The 21,129-nt window shown below is 69.5% G+C and carries 12 protein-coding genes; 6 read left to right on the forward strand and 6 right to left on the reverse strand.

From position 1 onward, the window contains the following. Window positions 1-89: 89 nt before the first annotated feature. The 3 genes from G4D83_RS23850 (at window position 90) to G4D83_RS23860 (ending at window position 3,216) form a co-directional block, all read left to right on the forward strand. On the forward strand, window positions 90-1,064 hold the full coding sequence (locus tag G4D83_RS23850; protein ID WP_163867118.1) for an alpha/beta fold hydrolase: 975 nt from the start codon (window positions 90-92) through the stop codon (window positions 1,062-1,064). Window positions 1,065-1,135: 71 nt separating this feature from the next. Further along, window positions 1,136-1,822, forward strand: a complete 687-nt coding sequence (locus tag G4D83_RS23855; protein ID WP_163867119.1) for a response regulator transcription factor — start codon at window positions 1,136-1,138, stop codon at window positions 1,820-1,822. After that, entirely contained in the window at window positions 1,822-3,216 is a 1,395-nt protein-coding gene (locus tag G4D83_RS23860; protein WP_338041941.1) for a sensor histidine kinase, read from the forward strand. Before G4D83_RS23855 ends, G4D83_RS23860 begins: the two co-directional genes overlap by 1 nt. A gap of 4 nt (window positions 3,217-3,220) precedes the next feature. Here G4D83_RS23860 and G4D83_RS23865 read toward each other — a convergent pair whose 3' ends face one another. From G4D83_RS23865 to G4D83_RS23885, 5 genes are all read right to left on the reverse strand, one after another. Then, the gene (locus G4D83_RS23865) at window positions 3,221-3,886 is read right to left on the reverse strand and encodes a DUF4336 domain-containing protein (protein WP_163867121.1); all 666 of its coding nucleotides are present in this window, start codon (window positions 3,884-3,886) and stop codon (window positions 3,221-3,223) included. A gap of 24 nt (window positions 3,887-3,910) precedes the next feature. Then, window positions 3,911-5,626 (reverse strand): ABC transporter substrate-binding protein, encoded by a 1,716-nt coding sequence (locus G4D83_RS23870; RefSeq protein ID WP_240356528.1) that lies wholly within the window; start codon window positions 5,624-5,626, stop codon window positions 3,911-3,913. 4 nt (window positions 5,627-5,630) lie between these two features. Beyond that, on the reverse strand, window positions 5,631-6,764 hold the full coding sequence (locus tag G4D83_RS23875) for an SCO family protein (protein WP_163867122.1): 1,134 nt from the start codon (window positions 6,762-6,764) through the stop codon (window positions 5,631-5,633). Next, window positions 6,761-8,749 carry a YncE family protein gene (locus tag G4D83_RS23880; RefSeq protein WP_163867123.1) on the reverse strand — a complete coding sequence of 663 codons (1,989 nt, stop codon included), beginning with the start codon at window positions 8,747-8,749 and terminating at the stop codon, window positions 6,761-6,763. Before G4D83_RS23880 ends, G4D83_RS23875 begins: the two co-directional genes overlap by 4 nt. A gap of 80 nt (window positions 8,750-8,829) precedes the next feature. Then, window positions 8,830-14,163: a multicopper oxidase domain-containing protein gene (locus G4D83_RS23885; protein WP_240356529.1), complete on the reverse strand. Its 5,334-nt coding sequence runs from the start codon at window positions 14,161-14,163 to the stop codon at window positions 8,830-8,832. A gap of 408 nt (window positions 14,164-14,571) precedes the next feature. Here G4D83_RS23885 and G4D83_RS46365 point away from each other — a divergent pair, with 408 nt between their 5' ends. From G4D83_RS46365 to G4D83_RS23900, 3 genes are all read left to right on the forward strand, one after another. Next, the gene (locus tag G4D83_RS46365; protein ID WP_163867124.1) at window positions 14,572-18,867 is read left to right on the forward strand and encodes a lamin tail domain-containing protein; all 4,296 of its coding nucleotides are present in this window, start codon (window positions 14,572-14,574) and stop codon (window positions 18,865-18,867) included. Between the two features lie 82 nt (window positions 18,868-18,949). Next, complete coding sequence (locus G4D83_RS23895) at window positions 18,950-19,732, forward strand: exodeoxyribonuclease III (RefSeq protein ID WP_163867125.1); 783 nt, start codon at window positions 18,950-18,952, stop codon at window positions 19,730-19,732. A gap of 18 nt (window positions 19,733-19,750) precedes the next feature. After that, window positions 19,751-20,524, forward strand: a complete 774-nt coding sequence (locus G4D83_RS23900; protein ID WP_163867126.1) for a lysophospholipid acyltransferase family protein — start codon at window positions 19,751-19,753, stop codon at window positions 20,522-20,524. A 30-nt stretch (window positions 20,525-20,554) separates the two neighbouring features. Here the strand turns inward: G4D83_RS23900 and G4D83_RS23905 are convergent, their stop codons facing one another. Beyond that, window positions 20,555-21,118, reverse strand: a complete 564-nt coding sequence (locus G4D83_RS23905) for a hypothetical protein (protein WP_163867127.1) — start codon at window positions 21,116-21,118, stop codon at window positions 20,555-20,557. Between the last annotated feature and the right edge of the window lie 11 nt (window positions 21,119-21,129).

A 21,129-nucleotide genomic window follows, 5' to 3' on the forward strand; every position in this document is an offset into this window, starting at 1 on the left:
ACGGGCATGTCACGGGACGGTGTTCCGCACCGCGGACGCGGGGAAGGACCGCTTGCGCGCCCGCCTTCCCCGCATCATGGTGAAGGGGCATGCCCTATCGTCGCGCCACGCGCTATGTCGTCGCACCGGATGGGACCCGGGTGGCCTGGCACACCCACGTCGGTGACCTGCTCGAGCAGGCCGCGGACGACGCGCTGAAGACTCGCGCCACGGTGTTGCTGAGCAATGGCATTGGCACCTCGGAGAACTTCTGGCGCCACATCGTCGCCAGCCTGGAGCAGGACCACCGGGTGGTGCACTGGAACTACCGGGGGCACGGCGGCAGCGAGGAGTCACGTAGCGGCGACTACGACGTCTCCGTGCACGTGGGCGACCTGGAACGCGTCACCGAAGAGGTGATGGCGCGCGGCGATGGGCGGCCCCCACACCAGGTGGCCTTCTCCATGGGTGTGCGCGTCCTGCTGGAGCTGTACCGGCGACGGCCGGACCTGGTGCCCGCGATGACGCTCATCGCCGGCACGCCGGGGGCTCCGGGCTCCGGTGACCCGGGACTGGCCGCGCGCGCCGTGCTCTCCACCGTGCGCGGGGCCTTCCGGATGGCGACCCCCACGGTGCCGCTGGTCGCCCCGGTGGTGCGCGCGGTGCTGGGCAGCCGCATCGCCTATCCCATGGCCCGCGCGGCGGGAGCGCTGCGGGCGCGCGCGCCTCGGGACGACATCGACGAGTTCCTGCTCGCGCTGCGGACCATGAGCCCCAAGGCCTACTGGTACACGCTGCGTGGCCTGGCGAAGGGACATGCGTGGGACGTGCTGCCTTCCGTGACGGTGCCCACGCTCATCATCGCCGCGCGCGACGATACCCTGGTGCCCCTGCGGGAGATGATCCGCATGCGCGACCGCCTGCCGCATGCCCACTGGATGCAGGTGGATGACGCGGGCCACGCCGGCCTGCTGGAGGCGGGGACGGAGATCTCCGACGCCGTGAGAGCCTTTCTCCTCAACCACGGGATGCGGTCTGAATCATCGCCAATGTCTCACGAGGCGGGGCCCTCCGCTCCGACCTGAGCCGTTTGTCTCGGGAATGTCGCTGGAAACGCCCCCGCGGAGCGTGGAAAGCTGCGCGCAGGGGGCTTCACATGCGGTTATTGCTCGTCGAAGACGAAGTGAAGATGGTGGCCCTGCTCCGACAGGGATTGACGGAGGAGGGCCACTCCGTCGAGGTCTGCACCCGGGGCGGTGAGGCGTTGGAAATGGGAGCCCAGGAGGGCTTCGACGTCATCATCCTGGACTGGGCGCTGCCGGAAGTGGACGGCGTCACGCTGCTCAAGCACTGGCGGAGCGTGGGGGTGCGCACGCCGGTGTTGATGCTCACCGCGCGGGGCACCACGCCGGAGAAGGTGACGGGGCTGCGCTCGGGCGCGGACGACTACCTGGTGAAGCCCTTCGACTTCGAGGAGCTGCTGGCTCGACTGGAGGCGCTGGCGCGGCGGGGCGAGTCGGAGGATGGCGCCGTGCGACTGGGCTGCGTGGTGATGGACCCGCGCCGACGGGTGCTCTGCAAGGGAGGCCGCGAGGAGCCGCTGACGCCGCGCGAGTTCGCGCTCTTCTCCGCGCTGGCGAAGCATCCGGGCGAGGCGCAGGTGAGGGCCCGGTTGATGGCCCAGGCCTGGGGCCCGGACTTCGAGGGCCACGGCAACGTGCTGGATGTGTACGTGGGCTACCTGCGCGCGAAGCTGGAGCGCCTTCAGGTTTCCGACGTCTCCATCCGCTCCGTGCGCGGCGTGGGCTACAAGCTGACGGTGGTCCCGGATGAACCGTCGTGATGCTCGCGCGGCGCCTCTGGGTCCTGGGCGCGCTCCTCCCCGTGCTGGCGATGCTCACCGCGCTGGGACTGGCGGGGCAGCTCTTCCGCTATGACCTGGAGCGCTCGTTGGACCGCGCGTTGTTGGCCCAGGCGGCCATCGAGAGCGTGAGCCTGTTCGACGGGCCCGGGCAGAAGGTCCACCTGCACATGGCGGTGTCGCCGCTCCTGGAGCAGGTGCGGCCCTTCGCGCCCCATGGCTACCTGTATGGACCGGATGGCGCGCTGGTGGTGCGTTATCCGCAGGGGCCCGCGGGGGTGGATGCGGGGAAGGAGCGCCTCGTGCCGGGAGAGCCCGGAGGCGAGCCTCGGCTCCTGACGCAGGTGGACCTGAATGGCGAGCGGTGGCGCGAGGTGCGGGTGAATGTCCGCTCTCCCCACGGGGAGCGCTATGCGTTGCGCCTGTCCGCGTCGCTGGGGCAGGTGGATGGCTCCGTGGGGACGTACTACCGGATGGCGCTCTCGCTGGCCGCGGTGCTGGGGCTGGCCTTGCTGGCGGTGCAGACCGCGCTGGCGCGAAAGCTGGCGCGAAGGCTGGCGGATATCACCCGCCACCTGGGCCAGTTGCGGGAGGGAGATTTCTCCCGCGCGCCCGTGGAGGACCGGGAGCGCGATGAGATTGGCCAGCTTCGAGCGGTGCTGGCGGAGGCGACGGAGCGGCTGCGGGGCGCGCGTGAGACGCAGGAGCGGCTCATCGCTGGCGCGGCGCACGAGCTGCGCACTCCGCTGACCCTGATGCGCACCAGCATGGACCTGGCGCTGCGCCGGGAGCGGACGCCGGAGGAGCTGCGCGCCAGCATGCTCGACTCGCGGCGGGAGGTGGACCGGCTGGCGGTGCTCGCGGGCAACCTCCTGGACCTCGCGGTGGCGGGACGAGGAGGGTGGGACCGCAAGCGCGGAGACCTGTCCCAGCTCCTCTCGCAGGCGGTGGAGGGGGCGCGCGCGGAGGCGGAGCGCAGGGGCCAGATGATTCGGGTGGATGCGCCCGGCCTGGCTGAAGCGAGCTTCGACGCCGGTGGATTGCGACAGGCCGTGGACAACCTGCTGTCCAACGCCCTGAAGTTCTCTCCGGAGGGGGGCGAGATTCACGTGCGGCTGGTGCGGGAGGGAGGGCGCTACCAGGTGCGCGTGGCGGACCTGGGGCCGGGCATTCCCCCGGCCGAGCGCGAAGTCGTGTTCGAGCCCTTCCACCGCGTGCTCGGTGACGTGCACACGTCAGGCACGGGCCTGGGGCTGGCCATCGTGCGGGAGGTGGCGGAGCAACACGGTGGCCGTGCCTATGTCGCGTCGGAGCCGAGGGCCGCGGGCGCGGAGGTGGTCATCGAGATTCCGGTGGCGATGCGAGCCGTGTCGTGAGTCGTCAGGCGGGCAGTTGGCGTTCGCGAAGCGCGGCGAGGAGCCTGGGCTTGCCCTCGTTCAGCACCGCGTCTCCGTGCGAGGGAATCACGTGCTGGAAGTCGAGCGCGGTGAGCTTCGCGATGGAGTCCTCGAACGCGGGCCAGTCCTTGACGTAGCGGAGGAACAGTTTGCTCACTGCGAAGCGGCGGTAGGTGCCGAACGTCCTGAAGAACAGCCACGCGGCGAGGCCCTTGGGCTCCGGGATGTTGAAGACCATGTCAGTCAGGTAGAGCGCTTTCGAGGCGGTGTGCAGGAACGCGCTCTCACGCATCTTCGGCAGTCCCTGGAGGGGATGCAGTGAGAGCTCACGCTCGAAGGGCCAGGGTTCTACATCGAGCTGGCCGTGCCACGTCAGCTCGGGAATCTTCTTCCGCACACCGATGGGACCCCACAGTCGCGCCGTCGGATGGGCCTTCGCGGCGGCCTTCATTCCCGCGGTGTGCATCAGGCTCGGGGCGACGATGTCGGTGACGGGGCCGGCTTCCTGGAGTTGCTCGGCGGTGAGCACCGAGGCGGGTGATAGCAGCACGCGCCCCTTCTCCAGTTCGAAGACCACGGTCCGAACGGGCAACTGCATCAGCGGCGAGCGCAGGGTGGTCTCGATGAAGCGGGTCTGGGGCAGGGCCATGCACCCGACGCTCGCATACAACCGCTAGGGTGTCAGGGGTATCCAGTCCGACACCGGGACGAGTTGATTCGTCGCGGGGTCCAACGCCGCGAGCTGTCCCCCTTGCACGCCCACGCGGCGATTGACGCCGAAGGTGACGGGAGGCGAGACGCCCGTGTCGAAGTCGCGCAGGGTCTCCAGTTGCTGCGTCAGGCTGGCGCGGGTGACTTCCGCGCCCGCGCGGGTGAGGGCCTCCACGAGGACTCGCGCGGCGGCGTAGGCGCCGAACTGAAACGAGGTGTGTCCCGGAGCCAGGCCATGGCGCTTCATGAACGCGGCGAAGTCCTTGAGCTCGGGGGCTCGCTCTCCGAGTCCGGCGGGGTAGAGGAAGTGGATGCGCCCCGTGGATGCGCCCACCACTTCGGGGATGGCGAGGCTTGCTGGCGCGAGGACTCTCACCGTGGGGGCATGGGCCTCCAGGGCACGCAGCAAGGTGTCGAGACCCTCGGGTGTTCCCGCGTAGAGCACGGCGGGTGGTGGCGCGGAGGCCCAGTGCTCCACTGGGAGCGGCCCGTCTGAAAGGGGCAGCTCCACGGGGGCGCGAAGCTCCCGGCGCGTCGTCTCCGCGCGCACGGCTTGCGCCCAGGCCTGACCCTCATCGCCGCCCGTGTGGACGACGACCAGCGGCTTTCGTCGCAGCTCGGACTCGCGCGTGGTGGCGAGGGACTGCACCGCGAGCCGCGCGAGCGCGGGCTCATCCGGATAGAGGAAGAACACGGGGCTGTCCTCGTCGGAGGTGCCACCGTTCAAGGCGAGGGGGAGAACGAGGGGCGCACCTTCCTCGGTGAGTCTCGCGTCGGAGGGCAGCGGACCCCGTCGCATGCTGGCCACCAGCGCGAGCACGCCTCGGTCCAGCAGTCGCGTGGTGGCATCCGGGACGAGATGCGGCGGGCCTCGGGCGGTATCCAGCGCCGACTCATGCTGCTTCCCCGTGGTGGCGTCCGCAGCCGGAGAAGTCGTACTCCGGGATTCGTGGAGCGCGGCATCGTCTTCGACGAGCAGCTCCAGCTTCCTGCGGAAGATGCCGCCACCGGCATTCACATCCGCGAACACCGCGCGCACCACGGCCGCGGCTTCCTGTCCCAGCGGGCCCCGTCTTCCCGTGACGGGCAACGCCGCGCCCACCGTGAGCGAAGCAGGGGAGACGCCCGGGTCCGGGTGTTCGCCAAGCTGCCCCAGGAATGCGAGCAGCTCCTCCCGCTCCACCTCGTCCAGCGCATACCGGGGCATCGCCACGCCCAGCTCACGACCGCTGGCGGAGATGCCCTCGGTGATGGCTCGCAACAACATGGCCCGCGTGTACGCCGGACGCGCGCGGTCCTCCAGCGCCCCCACCGCCCGAGCGCGCGAGTGTCCAAGCGCCCCGGGCGTGATGTCGGGCACGTCCACGCCGCCCTCGCGACTCCCACGACCCGAAGGACCGTGACAGCGCGCACACGCGGACACCTCGCCGCTCAGCTCCACCCGCTCGGGCGCGAGGAATCCCATGAGGGGCCTGCCCCGAACACTCTGGCCGCGTTGGAAGAGGCTCCGCCCCCGCTTCGCCGTCAGCGGGTCCACCGGAGCAGGCGTCGACTCCGCCTGCTTGCAGCCGAGCCACAGCGACGCCAGGACCATCAGGACCCACGGAGCGCCACGCGACACGACGCTCGCTCCTCGCGAGCCGCCGACAGCGCGGGCTCCGTCGTGCTTCTTCGGCATGCCGCTACCTCGGGTCGTTCAGGTGCTCGACGGCGTAGACGATGTTGTCCACCTGGGCCATCGCCGGGGACTTCACCCACATCCCCGAGGCCGAATCGCCGATGAGCAGCGTGGTGTTGTGCGCATCCGGGTCATCGACGTAGCCCCCCAGCTTCTTGAGCACGAGGGTGATGTTCTCACGCGCGCCCGTGAGGAAGTACCAGCCGGGCCGCACACCCATCTTCTTCGTGAAGGTGCCCAGGCTCTTGGGCGTGTCGTTGGCCGGGTCCACCGAGAGGGTGATCATCGTGATGTCCTTGCCCACGCGACCGCCGAGCTTCTCCTGCACCCGCGCCAGGTGCTTCGTAATCGGCGAGCACGCGCCCTTGCACGCGGTGAACGCGAAGTTGATGAGCACCTTCCGCCCACGCACCAGGTCCTCGTAGAACCGGTGCGTCTTGCCGTGCTGGTCCACCAGCTCCGTGTTGGTGAAGTACTTCTCGGCCGAGGCGTCCTGGGCATGGGCATCCGCCTGCGCCGTCGCCCCCAGCGCCGAGGGCCCCGCGGAAGCCGCCTGGGCCTCGCGAATCGCGGCGAGCAGGGCGCTGGGACTGCCCAGCCCGTCCACGCGCGTCCACGTGCCCGCCACCGCGTTGCCCACGAGCACGGTGGGGCGGTGCGCCTCCTTGTCCGGCACGTACCCTCCGAGCGCCACCAGGGCCTGCTTCACCTTCGCCGGCTCCCCCGTGAGGAAGGACCAGCCCGGGCCGGGCTTGAAGGGCTCGGCGAACTTCGCCATGCGCTCGGGCGTGTCGTTGGCCACGTCCAATGTAATCGAGATGAAGCGCACGTTGCTCTGGGGCCCCAGCTCCTTCTGCACGCGCGCCACGGTCGCCGTCATCGGCGAGCAGATGGTCTTGCAGCGCGTGAAGATGAAGTTGATGGCCACCGTCCGACCCTGGACCAGGTCCGTCCACAGCTTCACCGCGCGGCCCGTCTGGTCCACCAGCTCCACGTCGGGGACCTCCACGTCCAACGACGTCGCGGCCCTGGGCTTGGGCGTGGGCACGGCGACCTCCTGCGCCGACACCGGCAGCCCTCCCATGAGCCCCAGCGCGAGGACGACGAGCATCGAGAGCGACGACAGTCGGGGCTTCATCGGTGGACCTCGGAGGCGGAAGCGGTCGCCGGGGCCGGAGCCGCATCGACGCCGAAGGTGAAGTGCGGCAGGCGGCCCAGGTCGATGCCACGGCTCTCGACGCCCACCACGAACTTGTACTGGCCCGGCGACGGCGGGGTGAAGTCCACCTCGAACTCGCCCTCGGCGATGCGACGGGGCTCGGTGCGCACCTGCCAGGTGCCCGGCGTCTTGAACAAGAGGACGCGAATCTCCTCGGCGCTCACGGGAGGACTCCCGGGGCCCTGCGTGGACTCCAGCTTGAAACGCAGGGGCGTCGTGGTGCCGGCGGTGAGGATGCGCGTGGCGTCGAACCCGGCCGTCAGCTTCAACGGGAGCTTCTTCGCGAACCCCGCGTCCTCCGGAACCCCGCCCACCTTCCACTCCATGCAGACGATGGCGCGCGGGTTGTCGAGCAGGAACGCCACGTCATACGTGCCGTTCTCCCGAACCGTGGTGGTGGCGGAGTAGGTGCCCGCCTCCACTTCGCGCAGCGAGCGGTCCAGCACCAGCACGGCCCGAGGCTCGCGGCCGTAGTTCAAGTGCGTCCCGCGCGGAGCCATCATTCCCTCCTGGTAGAGGAACAAAGCGCGGTCCGCGGTTCCGGCGACGATGACGCCGTTGCCCTCGGGCAGCGCGGCGATGGGGTCCGAGCGGCCCAGCCCTCGCGACTCCTCCGGCGCGCGCTGGCCCATGGTGACGTTCACCACCGACGGCGTGCCGGCGCCCTCCAGCGTGCGCAGCTCCACCAGCGACACGCGCCCGCTGGAGGTGTTGCGCACGTAGGCGAACGCGTCGGTGAAGACGACCGAGTCCGGCGCCGAGAACCCCGTCAGCGAGTGGGCCACCTGGCTCCGGGCCACGTCGATGATGTCCACCGCGCCCGCTTCGGGATGCAGCAGGAAGGCCCAGCGCCCGGTCCGGTCGAACCGCAGCGCGCCCAGTCCCGGCTTGACGGCAATGCGCCGCGACACCTCGCGGCTCGCCGGGTCCACCACCAGCACTTCGTTCGAGCGGGGCTGGGCCACGAAGACGGCGCGAGCCACCGGACTCCAGGCGACATCGCCCGCGCCCACGCCCACCTTCACGGTGCCCAGCACCTCGCGCGAGGCCACGTCCACGGCGGTGAGCACGTCGGCCTCCGTGCTGGTGATCCAGACGGTGCGGCCCTCGTCGGAGAAGGTCACCTCGTGGCGACCCGCGCCCACCTCGAGCGTCCCCTCTTCGGCATGCGCGGCGGTGTCGATGACGCTCACCGTGCCATCGCCGTCGTTGCTCACCCACGCGGTGCGCCCGTCCGGGGCCACGACGATGCGGCCGGGGCTCTTGCCCACTCGCACCGTTCGCGTCGTGAGGAAGCGCTGCAGGTCCACCACGGACACGGAGTTGCCGGAGGGCACCGTCACGTAGAGCGCGGAGCGGTCCTTCAGCAAGGCCCAGTCCGCCACCTCGCCACCCACGGAGACCAGGCTGTGCAGCTTGGTGCGGTCGAAGGAGATCTGCGGGTTGATGACCGACAGCGTCTGGTCATGGTTCAGCGTGATGAACCAGTAGGCATTCAGGTCCACCTCCGCGCGCGCCGACAGCAGGCCCCCCAGGTACGTCTTCACGCGCTGCTTGCAGGCCGCGTCGTCCAGGGGCGCGGCGTCGGGCTCGCGCAGGGCCATCCATCCCAGCACGCGCCGGTCCTGGAGCGGCGCTCCGGACTTCGCGTCCGACAGGACGAAGCGCGCGGTGCCCTGGAGCGGCGCGCCCTTGGTCGCCTCTCGCGGTCGCGCGCTCAGCGCCAGGTCGAAGCGCACGGAGACACCCTCGCGTTCGGCGGAGACGGGGGCCGCGACGGGGAGGGGGGGCGCGGCGGGTTCAGGGAGGACCGGCTCTTCGCGCGGAAGGAGCTTCCACCCAACGGTGGCGAGGGCTCCCAGGGACAACACGCCCGCGGTGATGACGGCAAGGCTCTTGCGCATGGTGGGACACATCCAGGGACTGGAGAAGAGGGGGCGACGCGGCCCGGTCCGAGCCGCGTCGCCCTGGTGCCACGCAACCGCTACTGCACCCGGTACACGCCCCACAGGCCGCCGCCGCTCCACAGGAAGCTGGCGTGGTCTCGGTACATGTAGTCGCCCTTGATGCTGGAGGCGCCACCGGCTCCGTACTCGGGAATCATCGTGTACGACTGCATCACCGACGCGCCACCCTGGGTGGAGATGATGGGCGAGGTGGCATTGGGGCCCATGACGCGCGACTGGGTGCCCGCGGCCCACGGGTTGCGGCGCCACTCCGCGCCATGCATGGAGATGGCGTGCTGGCGCGAGTGGCCGGAGGGATGGCCGAACCGCCAGCGCAGCGGGTCGCCCACCTTCGCCAGGAACACCGGCGTGGCCGGGTCCCCGTGCACCGAGGAGCTGAGGATGTCCCTCAGGTCGCGGTCGTTGATGATGTCCGGACTCGTCTGCGGAGGCAGTCCCAGCCGGGCCCACAAGGGCTCGGTGCGGTAGTTGAAACCCTTCTGGCCCGTGTCCTGCGAGTCGTCGATGCCCGACGTGTTGCGCAGCGCCGTGTAGCTCGACAGGCCATCCGTGTCCCAGAAGGTGGAGTCATCGCTGTGCAGGCCCAGGTCGTCCTGGAAGAGGGCGACGAACTCGCGGAACGTCTCCGGCTTGCCGTCGGCCTTGGTGTACGAGACGTACGCCTGAGCCTCGGTGCCCGGGTCGGTCGACCAGGAGGCGTCGGTGGGCTCGATGATGAGCGCGCCGATGGCGCCGTGCATGCCGTGGTTGACCACGTCCGCCATGTTGCGCAGGTTGACGATGCCGAACTCCATGGACGTCCTGCGGCTCAAGGGGAACGGCGTGCCGAGCGGCGAGCTCTTGAACTCACCGGCGAACCACCGGTACGTGCGCGCGCCGCCGGGCGGAACCGTCTGCACCGCGTTGAGGCCCACGTTGGCGCCGTCGTCCACGTTGACGTCGTAGTTGACGAGCTGCGGATGCAGCGACACGTGGTTCGACATCCGCACCTGGTTGACGTTGAAGCGCGGGGTGATGGCCGAGTGGTGCGCCCAGATGTTCGTCTTCGGCAGCGTGCTGGAGGGCAGCCGGTTGGTCAGGATGACCTGGACGCACTCACCCGCGCGGGCCCTGAGGATGAGCGGCTCCGGCTTGCGCGCGCCGGACTTCAGCGCGGCCAGGTGCGTGTCCTGCGCGAAGATGATGGCATCCGGGTCGTAGATTTTGTACCGGTCGTTGTAGACGACCCGCTTGCCGAAGATGTGGTTCTTCGCGTCGATGGCGGAGACCCGGTAGATGCGGACCGGCGCGCCCTTCGGACACGAGTCCGTCTTGACGGGCTTGGTGCCGAACCACTGGAGCTCCTCGTATTTGAGCACCATGTCCTTGTCGATGCGGATCATCCCCTCGCGGTCGGCCATGACGTGCTCGACGGTGCGTAGCTTCACCGGTTTGCCCGTCTCGTCCACCTCGTAGGAGTCCTGCACGGAGTCGCGTTCCTTGTCCGGGTCCAGCACCTGGAGGCCGGCCTCCGGGGGCAGGTCCAGGATGTTGAGCGGCGGGTAGGCCTGCGCCTCTCCGTTCGCGGCGCCCCGGGCGACCGTCTGGAGCTTCGGGTTCTCGTCCGCGGCGAGCATGGCCACGTCCGCCAGGGTGCGGGTGCCTCGCAGCCGGTTCTTCGTCGTCCGGAGGATGCCCCACATGCCGTTCCACAAATCGCCCGTGGAAGCGCTCATGTACATGTAGTCCGCCGTCTCGTACGGGCCGACGATCTGCGGCAGGCCGCCGGTCAGGTTGAACTCGAACTTCTCGGAGATGCCGATGGCCTGCGCGTTGTAGTAGCCGCTGTCCGGCTCGTACAACTCCTTGAGCCACTTGTTGCCGTGCAGGGTGAAGGAGTGCTGCTCCTCCTGCGAGCCCTGGATGAGGCGGATGCGGACGTTGTCGCCCGGGTTGCCGTACATCACCGGCGTGTACGGGTCGCCATGGATGTCCGAGCGGAAGACGTTGGCCATGTCTCCGCGCGCCCCGCTGCGCTGCACGCGATCACTGCAGCTGATGCGGGAGGAGATGCGGTGGGGGATGGGCTCGTTGTGGTAGTTGATGGTCATCCCGCCCGGGTCCGCGGCGCTGATGGCCTCCGGCATGGGCGTGGCCCAGAAGTCCACCGCCCACGGCAGACTCGTCTCCTTGTAGTTGGGCGGGTTCACCGGCTTGCCGCACTCGTCGTAGAGGGGCACGTAGTCCGCGAAGGCGATGGCGAACTCGCGGAAGCTGTTGGCCGGGTTCGGGGTGATGATGTCCGCGCTCCAGCTCGTCGGGCCACCGTCCGCCACGCGCGAGCCGTAGTAGATGCCCGTGCGGGGATCCCTCCACTTGGAGCCCTTCGGCTCGACGATGAGCGCGCCGTAGAAGCCGTGCTGCTGATGTGACGACGGGCCGAAGTGGTCGTGGGTGAACACGGTCTCCAGCGGGTGCTCCTTGCCCGAGGGGCTGATCAGCGGGTCTGCCCACCAGCGCTGCACGGAGGTCTGCGCGGTGCCCGGCGCGCGGGGGATACGGGGATGGGAGGCGGGAGCGGTGAGGTACACGCGCGTGCCTGTCTCAGTCACGTTGCCATCCGCGGCGAAGGCGCCGCCCGCCGCGTTGGCCAGGTGGATGCGGTGCGCCACCGTGTCCGCGGACAGCGTGCCGTCCTCGTAGTTCCAACCGTTGCCGGCGCCGTCCGCCGCCGTCACGTCGAACTTCACCAGGTGGATGTGCTGACCGATGACGTCCGTCGGCGTGTAGATCTGGAAGTCATCCGGCTCCAGGTGCGCGGGGATGAGGTTGGTGGCGTAGAAGTTGATGCACTCGCCCGACTCGGCGCGGAAGAAGAAGGGCTCCGGAGGCCGCTTGCCGTCCTGGGTGGCCGCCACGTCCTCGTTGAGCACCATCAGGCGCGCCTGCGGGTCATGCCAGCCCGCGCGGTTCACCCGCTGCATGGCGATCTGCAGATAGGTCGCGCGGTAGTTGCGCTTCGTCGTGCGCGCCGGACACGGGTCCGCGAAGGGCGCGCCGGCCACGGGCTGCCGGCCGTTGACGAGGAACTTCCCGATGCCACCCAACGGGGTGTAGGCGGGGTAGTACTTCAGCGTCTCCGCGAAGGTGGGGTCATTGTGGAGCGGGACGATGGTCGGCGCGGTGACGCCGGCGGAGCTGGGGAAGTCGCCGGAGTGGAAGGCCATGGCGGCCTGCTCCGTCGGAGTGCCGGCCTGGGGCAGCAGCTTGATGTTGAGCGCCGTCGGGTCCACGTCGAAGCGTCCCGAGTTGCCGTAGGCCACCGGGCCCACCGCGTTGGTGACGATGTGGCGCGGCAGGCCGCCGTCGAACTCCAGGTCCAGCGGGGCCTGGGGCGTGCGGCGGCCGGGCATGCCCGGGATGTAGAAGGGATAGCCGGGGAACGCGGGCCGCGTCCTCAGGCCCGAGGGCGTGCTCACGGTGGTGGCGACGTACGTGGGCATGGGCGGCATGGCCCGGCTGGGGATGGGGATGACGGCCGGGTTGGGGGTGCCGTTCTTGATCTCCGCGTCGGGCAGCACGCGGTCCTTGGTGCCGGCCTCGAACACGTCATGCACGCGCCACAGCGCCCACATGCCTTGCGCGAAGTGGGGGTACAGGTGGCAGTGGTGGATGGAGTCGCCCACGGTGAGGTTGCGGTTGCCGGAGCCACCGAAGTTGATGTCGTAGGTGAAGGCCGAGCCGGGGCTCACGGTCTGCGAGTCCAGGTAGTTGGAGTCCTGGGCGGCGGGGGAGTACTTCCACTGGTGGGCGTGGAGGTGGAAGACGTGGGTCTCCGCGGGGCCCGCGTGGATGTTGCGGATGCGCACCGGGTCGCCCAGGTAGCTGTGGTGCACGTTGGTCGGGTCGTCCGGATAGAGCGCCGCCACGGCCTTGCCCGAGGAGTCCTTCTCCACGTTCATCGCCGGGTCGCCGTTGGCCCAGGACTCGAGGAAGAACTCCTCGTACTCGCAGGTGACGCAGTCCTTGGTGGGGCCGATCTTCGCGCGGTTGGCGATGAGCTCCGCGCCCAGGCCCGCCACGCCGTAGTTCACCCCGAAGCCGTCGCGGACGCTGTGGAACGTCGGGTTCCACTCCAGCTCGTCGAAGGCCTGAACTGCCTTGATTTCATCGTGGTAGATGGCGGTGAGCTCGCGGAAGTGGCCCTGGTCGACGGACGTCAGGGTGCCCACCGACGTGCTCGTGTACCCGGTGATGATGGCCTCCAGGTCGCCGTGGCGGATCTTCCGGTTGGAGTCCAGGATGGCCAGGTGGGGACGGCCGGAGCCATCCACCGCGTTGTACTGGATGAGGGGCGTGCCGTCCGGGTTGGTGCCGGTGGTGACGGCCTTGAGCACGCCCTCGCTCACCTTGGAGCGATACCAGGTGCTGCCAGGGGGCTCGACGTTGACGGCGCCGAAGAGGCCCTGCGCGGTGGAGCCGCCGTCGCCCTCGCCGCCGAACGAGGCCCCCATGCTGTGGAAGAAGAAGACGCCCTCGTGGTCGGCGTACCACACGTAGTCGAACGAGCCGCCGGAGGGCACGAGGCTGCTGGGGTTGTTGCCGACGTTGGCGCCGTCCGAGAAGATGTTCCGGTACTGCAGGCCCTGGATGTGGATGGAAGCGTGGCGGGTGGCGGGGGAGTTGTCGCGGTGGTCGTTCTCCGCCTCCTTGTCCTCGCCGAGCCAGAACCACCGGCCGCCCACCGCCTCGCGCTTGATGAGCGATTGGACGGGGTCATACGTGATCGTCCACACCCAGAGGGGCAGGACCTTGCGCAGGAAGCTCAGCGTGGAGGAGCCGCCCGCCCTGCTCGGGCCGGGTTGGGACTCGTTCGGGCTGGGAATCGCCGAGCGGGTGGGGGCCAGCCAGTTGTGGAACTTCACCTGAAGGCAGTCCCCCACGTTGGCGCGCAGGGTGAGCGGGCGGGGGCGTTTGTTCGTCTTCAACCGCACGTTGCCGGGGCCCGCGGGCTTGCTCACGCTGATGGGCTCCACGTCATCCATCAAGGCGTAGATCATGCCCGTGGGATTGAAGGAGCCCAGCCGGTTGTAGGTGTAGACCTGATCCATCGCGACCACTTCCGCGAAGAGGGTCCGTCCGCAAGGAGGCTCGGCGACGGCCTGTGGAGAGGAGCCCACCGCCTTCTCCTGCGCGGGCGCCATGGGCTGGTTGGCTGGCGCGGCCTGCGCGGAGGCGTCGGTGCCCTCGGTTTGGCAGGCGAGGCTGAAGAGCAGCGTGGCGGTCAGGACGGACCGCCCGAGCGTGGGCGCGACCCGGCCTCCGGGGAGGGATTTCCCCCCCGGGTGTTGTCGTTTCTGGGTTGAAGACACACGTCCCCCTGCGTCGCCTCCAGTGGAGGCGATTCCATGATTAGTCCGTCAGGAATGCTTTGCGTGTTTCTGAGATCTCTCTAATGAAACACAGACATACGGTCCGTGGTCCTGATGTCTCACTATGGGGGCCTGCGACCGGAAGTAAACACTCCGCGTAAGCGTCCGTACTCGCGACACTTCCCTCACACTGCGTGAGGTTGTCTGAGAGTTTTCAAAGGAACCCGGAGGAGAGCGTCAAGCTGGAGTTCAACGGAAGCACGGGAATTTCCTGAGTTTTCCTGGGGTGGGAAATACCCCGGGTCTTGCAAATTGCTACGCTGCTGTTGAAATTTTGCCGATTGAAAGATGGGCGCCGGTTGTAGGATTCAGGACCCCGCAGGTCTGCCACTCCGGAGCGTCCCCTTCATGTCCTGGTCCTTTCGCCAACTGCTGGCGCCGCTCGCGGCGCTACTCCTGGTCGTCTCCGCTTGCGGTGATGACGACCCCGTCCCCAACAATCCCGTCTGTGGAAACGGCACCGTCGAGAGCGGCGAGCGCTGTGACGACGGCAACAGGACGAACGGGGATGGATGTGAGAACACCTGCCAGTTGACGCCTGACGCGGGCGTGCCGGATTCGGGCGTACCGGATGCCGGCCCCGTGGATCCGGACGCTGGCCCGGTGGAGACGGATGGCGGTCCTGTCGAGACGGATGGCGGTCCTGTCGAGACCGACGCTGGCCCCGTGGAGACGGATGGCGGCCCTGTCGAGACGGATGCTGGCACCACGGACGCGGGCCCTGGTGAGGCGGACGCGGGCACCACGGACGCGGGTCCTGGTGAGACGGACGCGGGCACCACGGACGCGGGTCCTGGTGAGACGGATGCGGGCACCACGGACGCGGGCCCTGGTGAGACGGACGCGGGCACCACGGACGCCGGTCCTGGTGAGGCGGATGCGGGCACCACGGACGCGGGTCCTGGTGAGACGGATGCGGGCACCACGGACGCGGGTCCGGGTGAGACGGACGCGGGCACCACGGACGCCGGTTCTGGCGAGCCGGACGCGGGCACTGGAAGCGATGCCGGCACGGACGCTGGCACGGGTGAGACCGTGGTGATGTGCCCCGCGGCGAACCTGCCGCCTCCTCCGACGGGCGCCTGCACGGTGGAGTCGGGCGGCGCGGCGAAGCTGTTCACGGGCATCATCCTGGCGCCGGACAAGATCTACCAGGGTGGGCAGATGCTGGTGGACTCCGCGGGCACCATCCAGTGCGTGAGCTGTGATTGCTCCCAGACGCCGGGCGCGTCCACGGCCACTCGCGTGACGTGTCCTCAGTCGGTGGTGTCGCCAGGTCTCATCAACTCGCATGACCACATCACGTTCCAGGCCGCGCCCTACGTGGCGACGGGCGCGTCGGTGGAGGAGCGCTACGAGCACCGTCACGACTGGCGCGTGGGCAACAACGGCCACACGCTCGTCTCCTCCGGTGGGTCGACGGGCGCGGATGGGATCCGCTGGGGCGAGCTGCGCCAGGTCATGGCGGGCACCACGTCCGTCGCCGGCTCGGGTGGAGCCAAGGGCCTGTTGCGCAACCTGGACGCGCCCAACGTGTCCGAAACGGCCAGCAACCAGGAAGGCCTGGGGGCGGGCTCGGGCGCGAACTACGAGACGTTCCCCCTGAGCGACAGCAACGGTCGCGAGCTGGCGAGCGGCTGCGGCTACGCGGGAATCGACACGCCGGCGGCCATCCCGGCCGCCTCGGCCTACCTGCCGCACATCGCCGAGGGAATCGAGGCTACCGCGCGCAACGAGTTCCTCTGCCTCTCCGGTCAGCAGGCCGGTGGTCAGGACATCCTCGGCCCGCGCACGGCCATCATCCATGGCATCGGGCTGCGCGCCTCCGACATCTCCATGATTTCGGGCAAGGGCACCAGCCTCGTCTGGTCGCCGCGTTCCAACGTCGGCCTGTATGGCGATACCGCCGCCGTGCCGCTCTACAAGTCCCTGGGCGTGAACATCGCGCTGGGCACCGACTGGCTGCGCTCCGGCTCCATGAACATCCTGCGCGAGCTGCGCTGCGCGGACGCGCTGGACACCGACTACTTCAACAACACGCTGACCGACGCTGAGACGTGGGCGATGGTGACGGGCAACGCGGCCCACGCGTTCCAGGCCACGAACACGGGCGCGCTGGCGCCGGGCAAGGTGGCGGACGTGGCCATCTTCCGGCTCAACGGCCACCTGGATTCGCCGTACCGCGCCGTCATCATGGCGGAGCCGGCGGACGTGGTGCTGACGATGCGCGGCGGCAAGGCGCTCTTTGGCGAGTCGGCGGTGGTCTCCGCCCTGGGCGGCACGGGCTGCGACACGCTGGACGTCTGCGGCGCGCCGCGCTCGGTGTGCCTCCAGTCGGAGCTCGGCATTTCGCTGTCCACGCTGTCCTCGCGCAACAACAGCGCGTACCCGCTGTTCTCCTGCACCACGCCGGCGAACGAGCCGGTGTGCGAGCCCCGCCGTGCCTCCACGGACTCGCGCTTCCCGGCCTCCGTGACGGGCTCCACCGCCTACTCGGGTGACCCCACCGGCACCGACGTGGACGGCGACGGAATCGCCGACGCGCAGGACAACTGCCCGTCTGTCTTCAACCCGGTGCGCCCGATGGACCAGGGCATCCAGCGGGACGAGGACGGCGACGGCGTGGGTGATGCGTGCGACGTGTGCCCGCTCAACGCGAACACCACGCTGTGCGCCCGGCCCAACCCGAACGACTCGGACGCCGACGGCGTCATCAACGCCGTGGACAACTGCCCCAGCGTGCCCAACCCCGACCAGGCCGACGCGGATGGCGACGGTCGTGGCGATGTCTGTGACATCTGCCCCGCGCCCAACCCGGGCGACGCCGCGTGCCCGCTGTCCATCTACGAGGTGAAGACGCCGGCTCCGGGCGGAGGCTCCGCGTGGCTGGGCCAGCGCGTGGGCTTCTCCAACGTCACCGTCACCGGCGTGGGGACGACGGGCTACTTCGTCCAGGTCAACCCGTTGGACCAGGGCTACCAGGGCGCGGACTACTCCGGTGTCTTCGTCTTCACCCGTACCGCGCCGCCGAGCGACGTGGTGGCGGGCGTGCGCGTGAATGTGAGCGGCACGGTGGCCAACTACTTCGGGCAGCTGCAGATCTCCACGCCCACGACGGCGGTCGTCAGCCAGGGCAGCACGCTGCCGACGCCTCAGGTGGTGACGCCCCTGGAGATCGCCACGGGTGGCCTGCGCGCCGGTCCGCTGGAAGGCGTGCTGGTGCGCGTGTCGCAGGTGAACGTGACGAGCATCGCGCCTCCCGTGGGCGGCGGCGACACCGCGCCCACCGGTGAGTTCGAGGTGAACGGCTCGCTGCGCATCAACGACTACCTGTACGCGTTCCCGCTGCCGGCGCTGGGGGCCCAGTTCTTCTCCATCACCGGCGTGCTGGAGCTGCGCAACGACCACTCGAAGATCGAGCCGCGCTCCGCCGCGGACCTGGTGCCCGCGGGCGCGGCCGAGGCGACGCTGTCCTCGCTGTCTCCCACGGGCGGTTTCGTTCGCTCGGGCTTCAGCGGGCCGACGTTCCCCGAGCCGCTGACGGTGACGCTCAGCGGCCCGGCGCTCCAGGACACGGTGGTGACGGTGTCGTCGTCCAGCCCCGCCGTCTCCGTGGACGGTGGGCAGGTGGTGATTCCCGCGGGCGAGCGCTCCGCGATGGTCATCCTGAGCGCCGACGCGTCGCAGGACCCGGGTGTGCAGAAGGTCACGTTGACGGCCAGCCTGGGCGGTGTGACGCGTGATGCCCAGGTGAAGGTGCTGGCCGCGGATCAGCCGGCGGCGCTGGAGCAGCTCTCTCCTGAAATCGCCGTGGTGGCGGGTGGCTCCTCGTTCGCCTTCACGGTGACGCTGGATGTGCCTCCGGCGGTGGACACGGTGGTGTCGGTGTCGGTTCAGCCCGCGAACCTGGGAGCGGTTCCGGCCCAGGTGACGGTGCTGGCCAACACGCTGTCCGCCAAGTTCGACCTGGTCGCGGCCAACGTCAGCGGCGAGGGCCTGGTCGTTGCCACGCTGGGCGGCTGGTCGGCGTCGGCGCAGCTTCGCGTGACGGCCGCGCCCACGGGCGCCAACCACGTCGTCATCAGCGAGGTGGCTCCGCAGGGCCCGAGCAACGCGAGCGACGAGTTCATCGAGCTGTTCAACCCCACCGCCACCGCGGTGGACCTGTCCGGCTGGAAGGTCCAGTACAAGAGCGCGACAGGCACCATCTACCAGTCCGTCTCGCTGCCGGCGGGCGCAACCATCCAGCCTCGCGGTTTCTACCTCGTGGTACACCAGCTCTACTCGGGCTCCGTGAGCGGGGATGCGAGCTGGGGCACGGTCTTCTCCATGCAGGCCAGCGCCAATGGCGGCGGCAACGTGCGCATCGGCCCTCCGGCGCTGAACACTGGGCTGAATGACCCGAACACGGTGGATGCCCTTGGCTACGGCACCGGCAATGCCCCCGAAGGCACTGCCTTCCCGACCATCCCGGCGGCGGCGGGGAGCTACGAGCGCAAGGCGTCCATCTCCTCCACGGCGGCGACCATGCAGGGTGGCTCGGACGCGACGGCTGGCAACGGGTATGACTCGCAGGACAACGCGTCCGACTTCATCCTCAGGACGACGCGTCAGCCCCAGAACTCCTCCAGCGCCACGGAGTAGTTGACGGCAACCCCCGGCCCCTACCGGTCTGTGAACCGGTAGGGGCTGGAAAACCCGGCCCGGCCGGGCCATAAGCGTGTCCGTGCGAGTCGTCTCATGGAACGTGAATGGGCTGCGTTCGGCCCACGGCAAGGGCTTCCTGCCGTGGTTGTCGGGCGCGAGGGCGCAGGTGGTGGCGCTGCAGGAGGTGCGCGCGCGCCCCGAGCAGCTCCCCAACGAGGTCCGCACTCCGCCCCGGTGGAAGACGCACTTCTCGTCCGCGGAGCGCCCCGGCTACAGCGGCGTGGGCCTGTTCTCCCGAGACGAGCCGGACGCGGTGGAGACCCGCCTGGGCGTCCCGGAGATGGACGTGGAGGGCCGGCTCCAGCTCGCCCGCTTCGGCAAGCTCACCGTGGCCAACGTGTACTTCCCCAACGGCAACGGGAAGGACCGGGACTTGAGCCGCATCCCCTTCAAGCTGGCCTTCTACCGGCGCCTCTTCACGGAGCTGGAGAAGCCGCTTCGCGACGGCGGGCGCGTGCTGGTGGTGGGCGACTTCAATACGGCGCATCAAGACATCGACCTGGCGCGTCCCCGGGAGAACCGCGAGACGAGCGGCTTCCGTCCGGAGGAGCGCGAGGAGCTGGACCGCTGGCTCCGCGCGGGCTGGGTCGACAGCTTCCGGCACTTCAACAAGGGCGGCGGCCACTACTCGTGGTGGAGCCAGCGCTTCGGGGTGCGGGAGAAGAACATCGGCTGGCGCATCGACTACGTCCTGGCGTCGCCGGGCGCCATGGCCTACGTCAAGCGCGCCGCCATCCACCCCGAAGTGTCGGGTTCGGACCACTGCCCGGTGAGCGTGGACCTGGACTCCGCCGTCTGCTGACGATTTCTCGAGGCTCTCATGAACGCACTGCTCTCCATCTGGACGTGGGTCGAGATTGGAATCGTCGCGCTGGTCGGTTTCTTCGTTCAGCTCGTCATCGCCATCTTCACGCTGCCGTTCGACAAGACGCGCTACGCCACGGGCCGGTGCTTCCGGCTGGTGGGCGTCACCGCCGCGAAGCTGACGCCGTACTGGCGCTTCCGCGTGCACGGCACGGTGCCGGACCACGTGGCCCCCAACACGGTGGTGGTGAGCAACCACGAGTCCAACGCGGACCCGTTCCTCATCTCCCATCTGCCCTGGGAGATGAAGTGGCTGGGCAAGGCCAACCTCTTCAAGATTCCCGTCGTCGGGTGGATGATGAGCATCGCCGGCGACATCCCCGTGCACCGGGGAGACCGCGAGTCCGCCACGGGCGCCATGGCGCGCTGCAAGGAGTGGATGGAGAAGGGGATGCCGGTGATGATCTTCCCGGAGGGCACGCGCTCGAAGACGGACGAGCTGTTGCCCTTCAAGGACGGCGCGTTCCGGCTGGCCATCGAGCGTCAGGCGGACGTGCTGCCGCTGGCGGTGAGCGGGACGCGCAAGGCGTTGCCGAAGCACTCGTGGCGCTTCTCCACCTCGCGCGGCCTGGTGACGGTGGGCACGCCCATCTCCACCAAGGGCATGACGATGGATGACCTGGAGAAGCTCAAGACGCTGGCGCGCGAGCAGATCCTCTCGCTGCGCGCCTCGCTCCAGCCGTTGACCCGGGACCCGGACTCCGCCCCGGAGCCGGTCAGCGCCGCGTAGCACCTCGCGCGGGCTGGGGAGGGACGTCGCTCAGACGTCCTTGTCGTCCTTGTGGCCGCCGCCGTGGTCGTCGTCGTTGTCGTCCTCGTCGATGATGTGGCAGCCCGTCTCTTCCTCCAGCGCGTCCTCGATGAAGCCGCGCAGCAGGTCCTTGCCGCCAATCTCGAAGGACAGGCTGATTCGGTCGCCTTCGATGGCGCCGTCCTTGTCCACGGTGAGCTTTCCGCCCAGGGCCACGGCGCTGCCGTCCACGCGCGCGCCGTTGTGCACGCGGACCTCCCCGCCCAGGGAGACGGCGTCCCCCGTCACGCGGGCACCGGACTCGACGATGACCCGGCCCCGGATGGCGACGGCGTCTTCGACCTTGGCGCCCTTGCGGATGATGACGTTGCCGTCCACGGCGACCGCGTCCGTCACCTTGTCCCCGGCCTCGATGACGAGGTCCGTGCCCTGCACGGCGCGGCTGCCGTCCTTGCCGTTGGCGGCGCAGACGACCTTGATGCCGTTGGCCTTCTTGGCGGAGTCATCCCCCGCGAAGGCCGGGAAGGCGAGGGTGGCGGCGAGGGCCAGGGTAGGCAGCAGTGGTGCGCGCATGGCGGGCTCCT

The organism is Myxococcus eversor, assembly GCF_010894455.1.
Taxonomy (GTDB): Bacteria; Myxococcota; Myxococcia; order Myxococcales; family Myxococcaceae; genus Myxococcus; species Myxococcus eversor.

Excerpts from the sequence above, each read along its gene's own strand:
- G4D83_RS23850 (WP_163867118.1), top strand. The coding sequence starts at position 90 with ATGCCCTATCGTCGCGCCACGCGCTATGTCGTCGCACCGGATGGGACC.
- G4D83_RS23855 (WP_163867119.1), top strand. The coding sequence starts at position 1,136 with ATGCGGTTATTGCTCGTCGAAGACGAAGTGAAGATGGTGGCCCTGCTC.
- G4D83_RS23860 (WP_338041941.1), top strand. The coding sequence starts at position 1,822 with ATGCTCGCGCGGCGCCTCTGGGTCCTGGGCGCGCTCCTCCCCGTGCTG.
- G4D83_RS23865 (WP_163867121.1), bottom strand. The coding sequence starts at position 3,886 with ATGGCCCTGCCCCAGACCCGCTTCATCGAGACCACCCTGCGCTCGCCG.
- G4D83_RS23870 (WP_240356528.1), bottom strand. The coding sequence starts at position 5,626 with ATGCCGAAGAAGCACGACGGAGCCCGCGCTGTCGGCGGCTCGCGAGGA.
- G4D83_RS23875 (WP_163867122.1), bottom strand. The coding sequence starts at position 6,764 with ATGAAGCCCCGACTGTCGTCGCTCTCGATGCTCGTCGTCCTCGCGCTG.
- G4D83_RS23880 (WP_163867123.1), bottom strand. The coding sequence starts at position 8,749 with ATGCGCAAGAGCCTTGCCGTCATCACCGCGGGCGTGTTGTCCCTGGGA.
- G4D83_RS46365 (WP_163867124.1), top strand. The coding sequence starts at position 14,572 with ATGTCCTGGTCCTTTCGCCAACTGCTGGCGCCGCTCGCGGCGCTACTC.
- G4D83_RS23900 (WP_163867126.1), top strand. The coding sequence starts at position 19,751 with ATGAACGCACTGCTCTCCATCTGGACGTGGGTCGAGATTGGAATCGTC.
- G4D83_RS23905 (WP_163867127.1), bottom strand. The coding sequence starts at position 21,118 with ATGCGCGCACCACTGCTGCCTACCCTGGCCCTCGCCGCCACCCTCGCC.